19 protein-coding genes and 4 tRNA genes are annotated in these 16,089 nt (G+C 74.9%); 18 read left to right on the top strand and 5 right to left on the bottom strand.

All coding sequences use genetic code 11. The annotated features are described in order from the left end of the window. Nucleotides 1-234: 234 nt before the first annotated feature. Nucleotides 235-489, bottom strand: a complete 255-nt coding sequence (locus ACI79U_RS03230) for a hypothetical protein (RefSeq protein ID WP_457064843.1) — start codon at nt 487-489, stop codon at nt 235-237. A gap of 150 nt (nt 490-639) precedes the next feature. Here ACI79U_RS03230 and coaE point away from each other — a divergent pair, with 150 nt between their 5' ends. Then, entirely contained in the window at nt 640-1,236 is a 597-nt protein-coding gene (gene coaE, locus ACI79U_RS03225) for a dephospho-CoA kinase (RefSeq protein ID WP_457064845.1), read from the top strand. Between the two features lie 90 nt (nt 1,237-1,326). Then, nucleotides 1,327-1,818, top strand: a complete 492-nt coding sequence (locus tag ACI79U_RS03220; protein ID WP_457064847.1) for a VOC family protein — start codon at nt 1,327-1,329, stop codon at nt 1,816-1,818. A 54-nt stretch (nt 1,819-1,872) separates the two neighbouring features. Here the strand turns inward: ACI79U_RS03220 and ACI79U_RS03215 are convergent. The 4 genes from ACI79U_RS03215 to ACI79U_RS03200 all read right to left on the bottom strand — a co-directional run bounded on the left by ACI79U_RS03215 (nt 1,873) and on the right by ACI79U_RS03200 (nt 2,785). Next, a tRNA-Val gene (locus ACI79U_RS03215) sits at nt 1,873-1,947 on the bottom strand. A 58-nt stretch (nt 1,948-2,005) separates the two neighbouring features. Beyond that, nucleotides 2,006-2,076, bottom strand: a tRNA-Cys gene (locus tag ACI79U_RS03210). A gap of 42 nt (nt 2,077-2,118) precedes the next feature. Continuing rightward, a tRNA-Gly gene (locus tag ACI79U_RS03205) sits at nt 2,119-2,190 on the bottom strand. Nucleotides 2,191-2,326: 136 nt separating this feature from the next. Next, a complete protein-coding gene (locus ACI79U_RS03200) occupies nt 2,327-2,785 on the bottom strand; it encodes an SsgA family sporulation/cell division regulator (protein WP_457064849.1) in 459 nt (152 codons plus the stop codon). 250 nt (nt 2,786-3,035) lie between these two features. Here ACI79U_RS03200 and ACI79U_RS03195 point away from each other — a divergent pair, with 250 nt between their 5' ends. The 16 genes from ACI79U_RS03195 (at nt 3,036) to ACI79U_RS03120 (ending at nt 15,958) form a co-directional block, all read left to right on the top strand. Continuing rightward, nucleotides 3,036-3,662 carry a sigma-70 family RNA polymerase sigma factor gene (locus ACI79U_RS03195; protein WP_457064851.1) on the top strand — a complete coding sequence of 209 codons (627 nt, stop codon included), beginning with the start codon at nt 3,036-3,038 and terminating at the stop codon, nt 3,660-3,662. Next, a complete protein-coding gene (locus ACI79U_RS03190) occupies nt 3,659-4,558 on the top strand; it encodes an anti-sigma factor domain-containing protein (RefSeq protein WP_457064853.1) in 900 nt (299 codons plus the stop codon). Before ACI79U_RS03195 ends, ACI79U_RS03190 begins: the two co-directional genes overlap by 4 nt. A 17-nt stretch (nt 4,559-4,575) precedes the next feature. Next, nucleotides 4,576-5,094, top strand: a complete 519-nt coding sequence (locus ACI79U_RS03185; RefSeq protein ID WP_457064855.1) for a TIGR02611 family protein — start codon at nt 4,576-4,578, stop codon at nt 5,092-5,094. A 25-nt stretch (nt 5,095-5,119) separates the two neighbouring features. Then, nucleotides 5,120-5,191, top strand: a tRNA-Val gene (locus tag ACI79U_RS03180). 118 nt (nt 5,192-5,309) lie between these two features. Beyond that, on the top strand, nt 5,310-5,687 hold the full coding sequence (locus tag ACI79U_RS03175; protein ID WP_457064857.1) for an HNH endonuclease: 378 nt from the start codon (nt 5,310-5,312) through the stop codon (nt 5,685-5,687). 10 nt (nt 5,688-5,697) lie between these two features. Further along, entirely contained in the window at nt 5,698-6,267 is a 570-nt protein-coding gene (locus ACI79U_RS03170) for an MOSC N-terminal beta barrel domain-containing protein (protein WP_457064859.1), read from the top strand. Nucleotides 6,268-6,316: 49 nt separating this feature from the next. Continuing rightward, nucleotides 6,317-7,459 carry a CapA family protein gene (locus ACI79U_RS03165; protein ID WP_457064862.1) on the top strand — a complete coding sequence of 381 codons (1,143 nt, stop codon included), beginning with the start codon at nt 6,317-6,319 and terminating at the stop codon, nt 7,457-7,459. A gap of 77 nt (nt 7,460-7,536) precedes the next feature. Beyond that, entirely contained in the window at nt 7,537-9,573 is a 2,037-nt protein-coding gene (gene thrS, locus ACI79U_RS03160) for a threonine--tRNA ligase (protein ID WP_457064864.1), read from the top strand. After that, the gene (locus ACI79U_RS03155; protein ID WP_457064866.1) at nt 9,570-10,142 is read left to right on the top strand and encodes an HIT family protein; all 573 of its coding nucleotides are present in this window, start codon (nt 9,570-9,572) and stop codon (nt 10,140-10,142) included. The genes thrS and ACI79U_RS03155 overlap by 4 nt, the downstream gene beginning before the upstream one ends. Then, on the top strand, nt 10,143-10,826 hold the full coding sequence (gene pgsA, locus ACI79U_RS03150; RefSeq protein WP_457064868.1) for a phosphatidylinositol phosphate synthase: 684 nt from the start codon (nt 10,143-10,145) through the stop codon (nt 10,824-10,826). Further along, nucleotides 10,823-11,779, top strand: coding sequence for a phosphatidylinositol mannoside acyltransferase (locus tag ACI79U_RS03145; protein WP_457064870.1), 957 nt, complete (start codon nt 10,823-10,825; stop codon nt 11,777-11,779). The genes pgsA and ACI79U_RS03145 overlap by 4 nt, the downstream gene beginning before the upstream one ends. Further along, a complete protein-coding gene (locus ACI79U_RS03140) occupies nt 11,779-13,008 on the top strand; it encodes a glycosyltransferase family 4 protein (RefSeq protein WP_457064872.1) in 1,230 nt (409 codons plus the stop codon). Before ACI79U_RS03145 ends, ACI79U_RS03140 begins: the two co-directional genes overlap by 1 nt. A gap of 11 nt (nt 13,009-13,019) precedes the next feature. Further along, entirely contained in the window at nt 13,020-13,568 is a 549-nt protein-coding gene (locus tag ACI79U_RS03135) for a hypothetical protein (protein WP_457064874.1), read from the top strand. Nucleotides 13,569-13,617: 49 nt separating this feature from the next. After that, the gene (pdxS, locus tag ACI79U_RS03130) at nt 13,618-14,526 is read left to right on the top strand and encodes a pyridoxal 5'-phosphate synthase lyase subunit PdxS (protein WP_457064876.1); all 909 of its coding nucleotides are present in this window, start codon (nt 13,618-13,620) and stop codon (nt 14,524-14,526) included. Then, nucleotides 14,523-15,203 (top strand): pyridoxal 5'-phosphate synthase glutaminase subunit PdxT, encoded by a 681-nt coding sequence (gene pdxT, locus ACI79U_RS03125; protein ID WP_457064878.1) that lies wholly within the window; start codon nt 14,523-14,525, stop codon nt 15,201-15,203. Before pdxS ends, pdxT begins: the two co-directional genes overlap by 4 nt. Continuing rightward, nucleotides 15,200-15,958: a YebC/PmpR family DNA-binding transcriptional regulator gene (locus ACI79U_RS03120; RefSeq protein WP_457064880.1), complete on the top strand. Its 759-nt coding sequence runs from the start codon at nt 15,200-15,202 to the stop codon at nt 15,956-15,958. Before pdxT ends, ACI79U_RS03120 begins: the two co-directional genes overlap by 4 nt. Nucleotides 15,959-16,089 lie beyond the last annotated feature (131 nt).

Here is a 16,089-nt window from a genome sequence, read left to right as displayed (position 1 = left end):
GACGGGGCGGCTCAGCGGCGGTCGGGGACGGCGCCTGGCCGCGGTGCGATCCGGAGGATCGCGATGACATGACGACGACCCCGTCGACCGGGGGCGGTCGACGGGGTCGTCATCGGCGAGCGCGCGGGCCGGTGTCCGGTCGTCCCTGACCGGATCAGCGCGAGGTCTGCCGTGACCTGGCTGCCGTGGGCCGCACGCCGAGCGGGCGGGGCGCCGCTCAGGAGCTGGGAGGGCTCAGAGGCTGAGGATGATCGCGAACGCGGTGCGGGGGCGGCCGCCGGCGTTGGCCAGGAAGTCCCAGGTGTGGCGGCCGGAGGCGACGGTGGGCAGCAGGGCGCGCAGGAAGGACGACGCCCGGCGCTGCGGCAGCCGCTCGCGGACGCCGGGCAGCTCGGAGCAACGGACCCCACCGGGGACGTCGATCCGGTGACGGCCACGGCGGGAGGTGCCGCGGGCCGACTGCGGGCCGTCGAGCGTGCTGCGGGACATGATCACTGCCTCTCTGCTGTGGCGGGGGAGGTCCACCGGGACGAAAGGTAAGTCCTGTGACTGCTGTGACTCGTGCGACGCGCCGATCGGTCGACGCTGTGACCTCGCTGTGACCCGTCGGGCGCGAGGTTCCTTCACTAGGGTCGCGGTGTGCTGAGGATCGGGCTGACCGGTGGGATCGGGTCGGGCAAGAGCACGGTGGCCGCGTTGCTGGCCGAGCGCGGCGCGCTGGTGGTCGACGCGGACCGGCTGGCCCGCGAGGTGGTGGCGCCCGGGACACCGGGACTGGCGGAGGTGGTCGCCGCCTTCGGTGACGGGGTGCTGGCGGCCGACGGCTCGCTCGACCGGCCGGCGCTGGCGGCGATCGTGTTCAGCGACCCCGCGGCGCGGGCCCGGCTGGACGCCATCGTCCACCCCCGGGTGCGCGCCCGGGCCGCTGAGCTGGTCGCGGCGGCGCCGGCCGGCTCCGTGGTGGTCCAGGACGTCCCCCTGCTGGTCGAGACCGGTCAGGCCGGCTCCTACGACCTCGTGCTGGTCGTCGAGGCCCCCCTGGAGACCCGGGTGTCCCGGTTGGTCGAGCGTGGGCTCGCCGAGGACGACGCCCGGGCGCGGATCGCCAGCCAGGCCACCGACGAGCAGCGGCGCGCGGTCGCCGACGTGGTGCTGGCCAACGACGGCGACCGGGCCGCGCTGGCCGAGCAGGTCGAGCGCTTCTGGGCCGAACGCGTGGCGCCGGCGCTGCGCTGAGCCGACCCGGCTCCGATGAGTTCCGTGGCCGGAGGCGGTCCTCATCGCGGGTGACCCCGACCGGGGTGGCCCACCGAGAGAGGACCGGCCATGAGCCAGCAGAAGATCGTCCCCAGCCTGTGGTTCGACGGGCAGGCCGAAGAGGCGGCGCACTACTACATCGACGTGTTCGGCGGTGGGCGCGTGCTCGACGTCGCCCGGTATCCCGAAGGGGGGCCCGGGCCGGCCGGTGAGGTGATGAGCATCGAGTTCGAGGTCAACGGTCAGCGTTTCGACGGGATCAACGGCGGCCCGCAGTTCCCGTTCACCGAGGCCGTTTCGTTCCAGGTGGACTGCGCCGACCAGGAGGAGGTCGACCGCCTCTGGGACCGGTTCACCGGCGACGGCGGGCAGGAGGGCCAGTGCGGGTGGCTCAAGGACAGGTACGGCCTGTCCTGGCAGGTGGTGCCGGTCGGGATGAAGGAGGTCTTCGCCGACCCGGACCCGAACCGTGCCCAGCGCGCGATGCAGGCGATGCTCGGGATGACCAAGCTGGACGTGGCCGCCCTGCGGGCCGCGGCCGACGGCGTGCCGGTCGGCTGACACCCCGGACATGCGGAGAGGCCCCCAGGTCGCTGACCTGGGGGCCTCTCCGGCTGGTGGGCGATACTGGGATCGAACCAGTGACCTCTTCCGTGTCAGGGAAGCGCTCTACCGCTGAGCCAATCGCCCGTTCCGGCCCGCTGGCCGGATCCGCCTCCCCCGTCGACACACCACAGGGGCGGCGCCGAGGTGGAGACGGGATTTGAACCCGTGTAGACGGCTTTGCAGGCCGTTGCCTCGCCTCTCGGCCACTCCACCGCACGCCGGGCGCCGGTCTACGACCAGCGCCCGGGAGTTCCGAGCGGACGACGGGATTCGAACCCGCGACCCTCACCTTGGCAAGGTGATGCTCTACCACTGAGCCACGTCCGCTTGCTCGTTGCGTACTGCGCTGTGCAACGGGAAGAACTCTAACCGATGCCCTCCGGGCCACCAAACCCGGGGGGTACCCGGGGTGTCGGGGAGGGGTGTCCGCCCAGGTCAGCGACGCGCCGGCACCCGTTCGCCGTCACAGCGCGGTCGGGTTGTCGGTGCCACCGCGGAGCAGCTCGGACAGCTCCTCGTCGACCGAGGACGCGTCGCTCTCCGTGCCGACGGGCACCAGGATCTCGGTCTCGCGCAGGAAGTCGCCGACGACGGCGGCCGACAGCTCGAACAGCGCCTCGCCGGACGGGGCCCGCAGCTGCAGGAAGAGCACGTCCAGACCACCCCGGGCCGGCCACAGCCGGACGTCGCCGTCGCCGGCGGGGGCGGTGAGGCCGGCCCGCAGCAGCTCGCGGCTGAGCAGCCACTCGACGCCGTCGTCCTCGGGCTCGTCCAGGAACTCCCCGTCGATCAGGCCGTCGTCGACCAGGTCGCCGCCGGGCAGCTCCTCGGCGAGCGCGTCGGCGAGGGCGTCGGTCGGGTCGTCGCCGGCGTCACCGAACCGGATCCGGACGGCGAAGGGGTCGGTGGAGTCGTAGACCAACGCGGCCGGGACTGCCGTCCAGGACTGCGGACCGACCAGGTGGAGGGTCGTTCGAGCCGTGCAGCCGGACCTCGGGAAACGCGCCATGTCCTTCACAACGACCAACGGTGGGGGAGGTGACGCCCGCCTGCGGCGTGTCGTGCCCCGTCCGCCCCACCGGTCACAGCCGCCCCGTGAGATCACCCGGATGGGTGCTCGGCGCGGGCCGCTGAACCGATCCGGTGCGAACAGGCGAACCCCCCGTGTGACCATGGGCCTCGTGAGCCGTCCGCTGCGCCGCCCCGATGACGGAGCGGCCGAGCGGGAGCTGATGCGCCGGATCGGCTCCGGCGACCGGACCGCGATCGACGAGCTCTACGAGCGGTTCCGCCGGCCGGCGTTCGCCCTCGCCCGCCGGGTCGTCGCCGACGACGTGCTCGCCGAGGACGTGCTGCAGGACGTCTTCCTCGCCGTCTGGCGCGACCCGGGCGCGTTCGACGGCAGCCGGGGCACGGTCGCCTCCTGGTTGCTGGCGATGGTCCACCACAAGGCGGTCGACGCCGTGCGACGCGAGGAGTCACACCGGCGCCGCCAGGCCCGGGCCGAGGACGAGCTCGCCCTGGCCGCGCCGATGGCGCTCTCCGACGTCGCCGACGAGGCGGCCGACCGGGTCGCCGCGGCCAGGGTGCGCACCGCGCTGCAGGCACTGCCCGACCCGCAGCGGGAAGCGCTGACCCTCGCCTACTACGGCGGGTACACCCAGCGGGAGGTCGCCGCGCTCACCGGGGCGCCGCTGGGCACGGTGAAGACACGCATGCTCGCGGGCATGCGCCGCCTCAAGGACGCGCTGGGCACGGGTGTGCCCGGCGAGACCCCCGCAGACGGGACCGCACGATGACCATCCCCGGAACACCCGCCCCCCCACCCGGCGACGACCACCGGGCGTGGGACGAGTTGGCCGTGGGCTGGGCGCTGCACGCGCTGGAGCCGGAGGACGAGGACCGGTTCGCCGCCCACCTGCCCGGGTGCGCGCACTGCGCCCGGACCGTCGCCGACACCCAGCAGGTGATGGGGACGCTGGCCGCCGACCTGCCCGCCGCCGAGCCCTCCGACGCCCTGCGGGACCGGCTGCGCGCCGCGGTGGAGGAGACCGAGCAGGTGCGCCGGCCCGAGCCGCGGCCCGCGCAGCAACCGGCGCCCCCCGCCGGACGGCCGCTCCCGGCGGCCGCACGGGCCGGCGACGGGCCCGGTGCCAGTGCCCTGAGCCCGGTGGTGCCGCGGCGGGCGATCGACCCCGATCTCCGGCCGGCCTGGCGCCGGGTGCTGCCCACCGCGCTCGCCGCGGCGGCGGTGGCCGCGGTGCTGGTCCTGGGGGCGTGGAACGTGCTCCTCGCCGGTGACCGGGACGCCGCGCGCGCGGCGGCCGCGCAGCGGTCGGAGGTGCTCGACCAGCTGCTGGTCCCGGGGCGGGCGGCCATCGCCCCGCTCACCGAGGAGGACGGCCGGCGGGTGGCGACCGTGGTCGCGCGCGAGGGCCAGGTCCAGGTGCTCTCCACCGGGCTGCAGCCCAACGACACCTCGGACAGCACCTACGTCGTCTGGGGGGTGGCTGACGGTTCCCCGGAGGCCATCGGGGAGTTCGACGTCGTTTCCCCACAGATGGAGCTGCGGACCGTAGGCTCTGCGGCGACCGGGCTGGACGAGTACGGCACCTACGCCATCAGCCTCGAGCCCGGTCGGCAGGCTCCGTCGGAACCCACGGAGATCGTCGCGAACGGGCAGGTGACGAGCTGAGCGGTCAGGAGACGGTGATGGCGCCGGGGGAGCACCTCCCGCGCCCGGGCGGCATGCCCGGCGCCGGGGACACGGTCGCGGAGGCGGGCCAGCGGGAGCGCGTGGCCGAACGGCGGGACCGGTTCGCCGGCGACGGGGTGCACAGCCTGCGCGAGCGGGTCGCGGACAGCGCCTGGCGCCGGCGGATCGCCGCCCGGCGGGCCTTCGACGCGCCCTACCGGGTCGGCGTGGGGATCGTCGGTGGGCTGGTGGTCGCGGTGGGGGTCGTCACCATCCCGCTGCCCGGGCCCGGCTGGTTGACCGTCATCGCCGGGCTGTTCGTCCTCGCCTCGGAGTTCACCTGGGCCGAGCGGCTGCTGCAGTTCACCCGGCACCACGTGGGCCGCTGGACCAGCTGGCTCGGCCGGCAGCCGCTGTGGGTCCGGCTCGCCGTCGCCGCGCTGACGGCGACGTTCGTGGTCGCGGTCCTGGTCGTGACCCTGCACCTGATGGGCGTCCCGGACTGGGTCCCGGGGTGGGTTCCACTCTGGCGTTGAGCGTCTGGCAGAATCATCGACGTCCGGGCGATTGGCTCAGTGGTAGAGCGCTTCGTTCACACCGAAGAGGTCACTGGTTCGAACCCAGTATCGCCCACCGGATGCGGCCCCCGACCTGATCAGGTCGGGGGCCGTCGTCGTCCGTGGGCCGCCCCACGGGACGACGGCGGGCAGCCGCGAGCGCCCGGGACCGACGGCGGGGACCATGGGTGCTCGTGCAACCCGATCGCGCGGCCCGGCTGGCCGGGGCGCTGGTGCGCGACGGCGCCACCTGCATCTGGTGCGGGCGCGCCTTCACCGGCCAGGTCCGCCCCACCACCGAGCACCTGGTGCCCCGGGTGAAGGGCGGCCCGTCGTGGGCGGAGAACGAGGTCGCCGCCTGCGGCCGCTGCAACGGCGCCCGCGGCCACGCCGGGCCGGTCGACTGGCTGGCCGAGTGCCGCCGGCGGGGCTGGGAGCCGGACGAGGAGCGGCTGGCCCGGGTCCTCGGCTCGCTCGCCGAGGCGATCGCCCACCGCGGCGGGCAGCGCCGGGCACGGCCCTACCTGGACGGCCAGCTGCGCCGGCTGCGGCGCCGCGGCCTGGCGGCGTAGCGTCCCCGGCATGGCTGATGTGGACCCGAGCCGCGTGGTGGGCAGCGTCGGGCAGGTCGCGGTCTACCCGGTGAAGTCGCTGGCCGGCCGGACGGTCGCCGAGGCCGAGGTGGACGGCGCCGGGCTGCGCGGTGACCGCGCCTGGGCGGTGGTCGACGCCGACACCGGTGAGCGCGTCACGGTCAAGACGACGCCGCAGCTGCGGGAGGTCGTCGCCACCGGTGATGCCGAGGCCGACACCATCACGCTGACCGAGGTGCTGGGCCGGCCGGTGCGCCTGGCGGCCTCGGCGGCCGGCCCCCAGGTCGACGCCGCCGCCGTGCACCTGGTGTCCCGGGAGGCGATCGACCGCGCCGAGGCCGGGGACGTCCCCGAGGGCTGCTCGGCCGACGACCCGCGGGCCAACCTGCTGCTGCACCTGCCCGCCGCCGACGAGCGGAGCTGGGTCGGCCGGCGGGTGCGCATCGGGGAGGCGGTGCTGGACGTCGTCCGCACCCCGAAGCACTGCCTGGGCGTCTACGCCGAGGTGGTCACGCCCGGCCGGGTCGCCGCGGGCGACCCGGTGGAGCTGCTGGACTGAGCTGCGCGTCGCCCACCCGCGTGCGCGGCCGTCGCTAGGGTCCTGACCCGTGCGGAGCGGTCGGGGGGTGGTGCTGGCCGTGCTCGCCGCGCTGCTGACCGGCTGCGGTGCGGACGACGGCGGCGCCCCGGCGGCTGTCTCCTCGGCGTCCACCTCCTCGGCATCCACCGCCCGGCCCCCGGTGAGCTCCGCCCCGGCCCCCGAGCCGCCGGACTCCGTCACCCTGGTCGCCACCGGCGACGTGCTGGTCCACCAGGGCCGTGCCCTCACCCGCGGCGCCCGCCAGCCGGACGGCTCCTGGGACTTCACCGCGGTCTTCGCGCCGGTCGCCCCGGTGCTGCGGGCCGCGGACCTGGCGATCTGCCACCTGGAGACCCCGGTCGCGCCGCCCGGCGGGCCGTACTCCGGCTACCCGTCCTTCGCCGTCCAGCCCGAGATCGTCGACGCGCTCGCCGACGCCGGGTACGACGTGTGCTCCACCGCCTCGAACCACTCGCTGGACGCCGGGTTCGCCGGGCTGGTCCGCACGCTGGACACCCTGGACGCCGCCGGCATCGCGCACACCGGCACCCACCGCACGGCGGGGGAGCCACCGACGGTCGTGGACGCCGGGGGCGTGCGGGTCGGGCACGTGGCCACCACGTTCTCGCTGAACGGGGTGCCGCTGCCGGCCGACGCCCCCTTCGCCGTGGACACGTTCGACCCGCCCGACGTCAGCGGGGTGCTGGCCGATGCGGCCGCCGCGCGGGCGGCGGGGGCGGAGGTCGTGGTGGCCAGCGTGCACTGCTGCGCGGAGTACGACCACGCGCCCCTCCCGGCCCAGGAGGCGGCGTTCCGCACCCTGCTGGCCTCGCCCGACGTCGACCTGGTGCTGGGCCACCACGCGCACGTCGTCCAGCCCTTCGAGCGGATCGACGGGGAGTGGGTGGCGTACGGCCTGGGCAACCACCTCGCCGAGCACGCCACCCGCGGTCACGACACCGAGGACTCGGTGATCGCCCGGTTCACCTTCACCCGCGGCGACGACGGCCGGTTCGGCGTCTCGGCGGCCGAGGCGGTGCCGGTGCGCATCGAGCTGGGTGGCGACGCGGTCACCCTGGTGCCGGCGGACCCGGTCAGCACCGCCCGGATCACCGCGGTGCTCGACGCCCGCGGCGCCGTCGCCGACGGCCTCCGGGTCGTCGAGGGGTGACCCGGCCGGGGCCGGTGGCGCACTAGTCTCAGGGTCCCGGCCGCCCGGCCGGACCGCACCGACCCCCAGGAGCCAGAGTGTCCGCCCCGCCCTCCCCGACCGCCGTCACCCCGATCCGGGTCCCGGCCGGGACGACGGCGCTGCAGGCGCTCAAGGACGCCGGGGTGGCGCTCAAGGGCGCCGACGCCGCCGTCGTCGTCCGGGAGGTGGCCACCGGTGAGCTCAAGGACCTGGCCTGGACCCCGGGGACCGACGCCGAGGTCGAGCCGGTGCCCGCCTCCAGCGCCGACGGCCGCGCGGTGATCCGGCACTCCACCGCCCACGTGCTCGCCCAGGCGGTGCAGGACCTCTTCCCGGGTACCCGGCTGGGCATCGGCCCGCCGGTGGAGAACGGCTTCTACTACGACTTCGACCCGGAGCGGCCGTTCACCCCCGAGGACCTGCAGGCGCTGGAGAAGCGCATGCAGGCGATCGTGAAGCAGGGGCAGAACTTCAGCCGCCGGGAGATCGGCGACGACGAGGCCCGGGCCGAGCTGGCGCACGAGCCGTACAAGCTGGAGCTGATCGGCCTCAAGGGCGGTGCCGGCGACGACGCCGCCGAGGGCGCCGACGTCGAGGTGGGCGGCGCCCAGCTGACCATGTACGACAACCTCGACCCGCGGACCGGGGAGCGGGTCTGGACCGACCTGTGCCGGGGCCCGCACCTGCCGCGCACCAGCACCATCCCGGCCTTCACCCTGACCCGCAGCGCCGCCGCCTACTGGCGGGGGAACGAGAAGAACCCGCAGCTGCAGCGGGTCTACGGCACCGCCTGGGAGAGCAAGGACGCGCAGAAGGCGTACCTGGAGCAGATCGCCGAGGCCGAGCGCCGCGACCACCGTCGGCTGGGCGTCGAGCTGGACCTGTTCAGCTTCCCCGACGAGATCGGCTCGGGCCTGGCCGTCTTCCACCCCAAGGGCGGGGTGGTGAAGCGGGAGATGGAGGACTACGTCCGCCGTCGGCACCTGGAGGAGGGGTTCGACTACGTCGGCACCCCGCACATCAGCAAGCGCGGGCTGTTCGAGACCTCCGGCCACCTGCCGTACTACGAGGACACCATGTTCCCGGCCATGGAGCTGGAGAACAGCGAGTACTTCCTCAAGGCCATGAACTGCCCGATGCACAACCTGATCTTCCGGTCGCGCGGGCGGTCCTACCGGGAGCTGCCGCTGCGCTTCTTCGAGTTCGGCTCGGTCTACCGGTACGAGAAGTCCGGTGTCGTGCACGGCCTGACCCGGGTCCGCGGCCTCACCCAGGACGACTCGCACAGCTACGTCACGCCCGAGCAGGCGCCCGGGGAGGTCCGGCACCTGCTGGCCTTCGTCCTGGGGCTGCTGCGCGACTTCGGCCTGGACGACTACTACCTCGAGCTGTCCACCCGGGGCGAGGGGCCGAAGTTCATCGGTTCCGACGCGGAGTGGGCCAACGCCACCGCGGTGCTGGAGGAGGCGGCGCGGGAGACCGGGCTGGAGCTCGTCCCGGACCCGGGCGGCGCTGCCTACTACGGCCCGAAGATCTCCGTGCAGGCCCGCGACGCCATCGGGCGCACCTGGCAGATGTCGACCATCCAGTACGACTTCAACCAGCCCGCCCGCTTCGGCCTGGAGTTCAGCGCCGCCGACGGCACCCGGCAGCAGCCGGTGATGATCCACTCGGCGAAGTTCGGCTCGATCGAGCGGTTCTTCGGCGTGCTCACCGAGCACTACGCCGGCGCCTTCCCCGCCTGGCTGGCGCCGGTCCAGGTGGTCGGCATCCCGATCACCGACGAGCAGGTTCCCTACCTGACCGACGTGGCGCGGCAGCTGCGCGCGCACGGCATCCGGGTGGAGATCGACGACTCCGACGACCGGATGCAGAAGAAGATCCGCACCGCCAGCAAGCAGAAGGTCCCGTTCGTCCTCATCGCCGGGGCGACCGACGCCGAGGCCGGTGCGGTCTCCTTCCGCTACCGGGACGGCTCGCAGCGCAACGCGGTGCCGGTCGCCGACGCCGTCGAGCAGGTCGTGGCCTGGGTCGCCGCGCGGACCAACGCCGACCCGACCGCGGCCGACGCCGCCGAACCGGCCGCCGGATGACCGACGCGGAGGAGCTGAGGATCCCCGTCGTCAACGACGACGGGGGCCCCTCGGCCGGGTTCGAGCACCTGTGGACGCCGTACCGGATGGCCTACATCCGCGGGGAGAACAAGCCGGTCACCGACGCGGCCGACGAGTGCCCGTTCGACCGGATCCCCGGCCTGGGCGACGAGGAGGGGCTCGTCGTCGCCCGCGGGGAGACCGTCTACGCCGTGCTCAACCTGTACCCGTACAACGCCGGGCACCTGATGGTCGTCCCGTACCGGCACGTGCCCGACTACACCGACCTCACCGACGCCGAGGTCGCCGAGCTGGGCGCGTTCACCCAGACGGCGATGCGCGTGGTGCGGTCGGTCAGCGGCGCCCACGGGTTCAACGTCGGGATGAACCAGGGCGGGATCGCCGGCGCCGGCATCGCCGACCACCTGCACCAGCACGTCGTCCCGCGCTGGGGCGGGGACACCAACTTCATGCCGGTGATCGGGCTCACCCGGGTGCTGCCGCAGGTGCTCACCGAGACCCGTCGGCTGCTGGCCGAGGCCTGGCCGGCCGCCGGGACGGGGGCCTGAGTGCTCGGGGTCAACCTGCGCCCGGCCGTCGCCCGCTTCTGGGCGCCGGTGGTGCGCGGGCTCGTGCGGGCCGGGGTGACCGCCGACGCGGTCACCGCCACCGGCACGCTCGGCGCGGTCGCCGCGGCGGTCTTCCTGATCGGCAACGGCTGGCTGTTCTGGGGCGCGGCCACGGTCACCGTCTTCGTCCTGCTCGACATGCTCGACGGGGCGCTGGCCCGCGCCCGCGGCGGCGGGTCGGTGTTCGGTGCGGTGCTGGACTCCACCGGCGACCGCGCGGCCGACGCGGCCATCTTCGCCGGCCTGGTGTGGTGGTTCTCCGGTGCCGGTGACAACCGGCTGCTGGTGCTGCTCGCGCTGGTCTGCCTGGTCCTCGGCATCCTCACCTCCTACATCAAGGCCCGGGCCGAGGGTGTCGGCCTGACCTGCGACGTCGGTGTCGTCGAGCGCACCGAGCGGCTGATCCTGGTCCTGGTGGGCACCGGCTTCACCGGCCTGGGCATCCCGTACGCGCTGCACGTCGCGCTCTGGGTGCTGCTGGCCGGCAGCGCGGTCACCGTGGCCCAGCGCTTCGCCGCGGTGTACCGGCAGTCCCGTGGCCGGCCGCTGCCGGCTGCACCCCGGCCGGCGCCGGACCCCGCGCCGGCCGCCGACCCGGCCCCGTCCACCGACCCGGCGCCGTGACCCCCGGCCGCCGACCCGACCGCCTACCCGACCGCCTGGACACCCTGCGCGACCGGCTGACCGACGGCGGGTACGCGGCGGGCTGGCGGGCCGTCCGGCTGCTGCCCGGGCCGGTGGCGGCGGCGGCCTTCGGGGCCGGCGGGTCCTGGGCCGCGACCCGCAACGGGCGGGGGGTGCGCCAGCTGCGCGCCAACCTGCGGGTGGTCACCGGGCTGGACGGTGCCGACCTGGACGAGCTCACCCGCCGGGCGATGCGCTCCTACGCGCGCTACTGGCAGGAGGCCTTCCGGCTGCCGACGATGGGCACGGCGCGGGTGCTCGCCGGGGCCACCATGGACGGACGGGAACACCTGGAGAAGGTGCGGGCCGACGGACGCGGTGCGGTCATCGCGCTGCCGCACAGCGGCAACTGGGACGTGGCGGGGGTGTGGCTGGTCGACTGGCTGGGTGGTCCCTTCGTCACGGTCGCCGAGCGGCTGCGGCCGGAGTCGCTGTACCGGCGGTTCGTCGACTACCGGGAAGGGCTGGGCATGCGGATCCTGCCGCTGACCGGTGGCGAGCGGCCGGCGTCGGCGGTGCTGCGCGAGTGGCTCTCCGCCGGCGGCACCACCTGCCTGCTGGTCGACCGCGACCTCTCCGGCGACGGCGTGCCGGTCGACTTCTTCGGCCGGCCCACGACCATGCCCGGCGGCCCCGCGCTGCTCGCGGCCCGGACCGGAGCGGCCCTGCTGCCGGCGGTCTGCCAGTTCGACGGCGCCGGCTGGCGCTTCGTCGTCCACCCCGAGGTGCCGGTCGCCGGACCGGGCCGGCTGCGGGACCGGGTGGGCGCCGCCATGCAGCAGGTCGCCACCGCCTTCGCCGGCACCATCGCCGAGCAGCCCGAGGACTGGCACGTGCTCGGCCGCATCTGGCCCGACGTCGGCCCCGACCCGGTCGAGGCCGGGGGTCGCTGATGCGCATCGGCATGGTGTGCCCGTACCAGTGGGACGTCCCCGGCGGGGTCCAGTACCACGTGCGCGACCTCGCCGACACGCTCCGTGCGCTGGGCCACCACGTCGAGGTGCTCACCCCCGCCGAGCACGAGGAGAACCTGCCGGCCGAGCACGTCACCTGGGCCGGGCGCGCGGTGGCGATCCCGTACAACGGCTCGATGGCCAGCGTCCAGTTCGGGCTGGTCTCCGCCGCCCGGGCGCGCCGGTGGCTGCGGGAAGGGGCGTTCGACGTCGTGCACGTGCACGAGCCGGCGTCGGTGTCGCTGTCGCTGCTGGTCTGCATGATCGCGCGGGGGCCGATCGTGGCCACCTTCCACGCCGCGTCGACCCGGTCCCGGGTGCTGGCCGCCCTGGGCCCGTGGGCCCGACCCTGGCTGGAGCGGATCAACGGCCGGATCGCCGTCTCCGACTTCGCCCGCCGGCTCCAGGTCGAGCACCTGGGCGGCGACGCCGTGGTCATCCCGAACGGGGTGCACGTGCCGGCGTTCGCCGAGGGTCCGCCGCTGCCCGGCCACCGGCGCGGTGCGGGCGGCCCCACGATCGGTTTCCTGGGCCGCTACGACGAGCCCCGCAAGGGGCTGCCGGTGCTGCTGGAGGCGATGCGGACCGTGGTGGCGACCCACCCCGGGGCCCGGCTGCTGATCGCCGGCCGCGGCGACCCGGAGGAGCTCACCGGGCTGGTGGGGGAGGAGCTCCGTCCGCACGTCACGCTGCTCGGGGAGCTCGACGAGCCGGGCAAGGCCGCCTTCCTCCGGTCGATCGACGTGTACTGCGCGCCGAACCTGATGGGGGAGTCCTTCGGCGTCATCCTGCTCGAGGCGATGGCCGCGGGTGCGCCGGTCGTCGCCAGCGACCTCGACGCCTTCGCCCGGGTGCTCGACGACGGGGCCGCCGGGGTGCTGGTCCGCCGCGGCGACGCCGCCGCACTGGCCGCGGCGCTCACCGGGCTGCTGGCCGACCCGGTGCGCCGCGGCGACCTGCAGGCCGCCGGCCGCCGGGTCGTCGCCGGCTACGACTGGTCGGTCGTCGCCCAGCGGATCCTCGCGGTCTACGAGACGGTCGCGCTCCCCGGCGGGGCACCGGTCACCGCCTCGACCGAGGACGACGCGGCGCTGCTCGGGCACGTGCCCGGCTCGGCCGCTGCGCGCGTCGCGCCGCCGGGGCCCTTCCGCCGCCGGGTGCGCCGCTAGCCTGGACCCCGATGACCACCGCCACCTGGCTGCTGCTCGCCGTCGCTGTGCTGGCGGCGGCCCTGCTGGGCTGGGCGTTCTGGACGCTGACCCGGCTGCGGCGGCTGGCCGGCCGGGTGCGCCGGGCGGGCGAGGTGCTCGACGCCGCGCTGGTGCGACGGGCGGAGCTGGCGGCGGCGGTGGCCCGGGAGCGGGCCGACGAGCTCGGGCCCGAGCTGGCCACCGCGCTGGCGGCGGCCGCGGCGGGGGCCCGTGCACCCGCGGCCGGCGACCGCGAGGCCGCGGAGAACCGGCTGGGCGGGCTGCTGCGCCGGGTCCCGCCCGGGGCGCGCCCCCCGGAGCTGCAGGACGTCGGGATGCGGGTGGGCCTGGCCCGCCGGTTCTACAACGACGCCGTCCGGGACACCCTGGTGCTCCGCACCGGCCGGCCCGCCCGGGTGCTGCGGCTGCACACCGCCCGGCCGCTGCCCCGCTACTTCGACATCGACGACGGCCTGGACGCGGTGCTCACCGGCCCCGGCGCCGGGGCGGCCTCCGGCGCCGGGCGGACGGTCGGCTGACCCGCCGTACGCTGGGCCGTCCGCGCCCGACGACCTGTGAGGCCACCCCGTGTCCCTGACCGACCCCCAGCACCAGCCCAGCACCGGCACCGACCGGGTCAAGCGCGGCATGGCCGAGCAGCTCAAGGGCGGCGTCATCATGGACGTCGTCACCCCCGAGCAGGCCAGGATCGCCGAGGACGCCGGCGCCGTCGCCGTCATGGCGCTCGAGCGGGTGCCCGCCGACATCCGCGCCCAGGGCGGCATCGCCCGGATGAGCGACCCGGACATGGTCCAGGGGATCATCGACGCGGTGTCCATCCCGGTGATGGCCAAGGCGCGGATCGGGCACTTCGTCGAGGCGCAGGTGCTGCAGAGCCTGGGCGTCGACTACATCGACGAGTCCGAGGTGCTCACCCCGGCCGACGAGGCGCACCACATCGACAAGCACGCGTTCACCGTGCCGTTCGTCTGCGGCGCGACCGACCTGGGCGAGGCGCTGCGCCGGCTCGCCGAGGGCGCGGCGATGATCCGCTCCAAGGGCGAGGCCGGCACCGGCAACGTCGTGGAGGCCACCCGGCACATGCGCGCGCTGCGCGCCGGGATCAAGCGGCTGGGCACCCTGGACGAGACCGAGCTGTTCGTGGCGGCCAAGGAGCTGCGCGCCCCGCACGACCTGGTCGTCGAGGTCGCCCGCACCGGGAAGCTGCCGGTCGTGCTGTTCACCGCCGGCGGCATCGCCACCCCGGCCGACGCGGCGATGATGATGCAGCTGGGCGCCGAGGGCGTCTTCGTCGGCTCGGGCATCTTCAAGTCCGGTGACCCGGCGCAGCGCGCCGCGGCGATCGTGCAGGCCACCACGTTCTCCGACGACCCCGACGTGATCGCCAAGGTCTCCCGCGGCCTGGGCGAGCCGATGGTCGGCATCAACGTCAGCACGCTGCCGGTCTCCGAGCGGTTCGCCACCCGCGGCTGGTGAGCGCCGCGCGGACGGCGGACGTCACCGTCGGTGTGCTCGCGCTGCAGGGCGACGTCCGGGAGCACCTGGCGGCGCTGACCGCCGCCGGGGCCCGGGCGGTGACCGTCCGCCGCCCCGAGGAGCTGGCCGCCGTCGACGGGCTGGTGCTGCCCGGCGGGGAGTCGACGACGATGGCGAACCTGGCCCAGCGGTTCGGGCTGCTCGAGCCGCTGCGGGACGCCGTCCGCGCCGGGCTGCCCACCTACGGCTCCTGTGCCGGGATGATCCTGCTCGCCGACCGGGTGCTGGACGCCCCCGCGGGGCAGCAGACCGTCGGCGGGCTCGACGTCACCGTGCGCCGCAACGCCTTCGGCCGGCAGGTCGACTCGTTCGAGGACGAGGTGGAGATCGACGGCGTCGACGGGGGGCCGGTGCACGCCGTCTTCATCCGGGCGCCGTGGGTCGAGCAGGCCGGGGACGGCGTCGAGGTCCTCGGCCGGGTCGTGGGCGGACCGGCCGACGGTAAGATCGTCGCCGTCCGCCAGGGATCCCTGGTGGCCACCAGCTTCCACCCCGAGCTCACCGGCGACATCCGGGTGCACGCGCGCTTCGTGGAGCTGGTGCGGGCAGCCCGTGCCCGGGACCGGAGTTCCGACGGCGCCATCGCAGGCGCCGGCAGTGGAGGAGGCAAGTCGTGAGCGGCCATTCCAAGTGGGCGACGACCAAGCACAAGAAGGCCGGGATCGACGCCAAGCGCGGCAAGCTCTTCGCCAAGCTGATCAAGAACATCGAGGTGGCGGCCCGCACCGGCGGCGGTGACCCGGCGGGCAACCCGACGCTCTTCGACGCCATCCAGAAGGCGAAGAAGAGCTCGGTGCCCAACGACAACATCGACCGGGCGGTCAAGCGCGGGTCCGGTGCCGAGGCCGGTGGCGTCGACTACCAGGGCATCACCTACGAGGGCTACGCCGCGGCCGGGGTCGCCGTGCTCATCGAGTGCCTCACCGACAACAAGAACCGGTCGGCGATGGAGGTGCGCACCGCGATGACCCGCAACGGCGGCACCATGGCCGACCCGGGCTCGGTCTCCTACCTGTTCTCCCGCAAGGGCGTCGTCGTCGTGCCGGCCGCCGGCCACACCGAGGACGACGTGCTGCTGGCCGTGCTCGACGCCGGGGCCGAGGAGGTCCGCGACCTCGGCGACACCTTCGAGGTGGTCAGCGAGCCCGGCGACATGGTGGCCGTGCGCACCGCCCTGCAGGAGGCCGGCATCGAGTACGACTCCGCCGACATGGGCTTCGTGCCCAGCGTCCAGGTGGAGCTCGACGTCGACGGCGCGGCCAAGGTCTTCAAGCTGATCGACGCGCTGGAGGACCTCGACGACGTGCAGAACGTCTACGCCAACTACGACGTCTCCGACGAGGTCATGGAGCAGGTCACCGCCGACGCCTGATGAAGGACCCCCTCGCCCCCCACGCTTCGCAAGCTCAGCGCGGGACCCTGCGAGGGGGCCGACGGCTGGGTGCGTGTCGTGCTCGGCTCACGGGCCGTTCCCGATTAGCGTTCAGCATCGAACACCTGTTC

It is taken from the genome of Modestobacter sp. SYSU DS0904, from assembly GCF_054051115.1.
The sequence above is the reverse complement of the archived record's forward strand: the minus strand, read 5'-3'. Positions and strand labels throughout refer to the sequence as shown.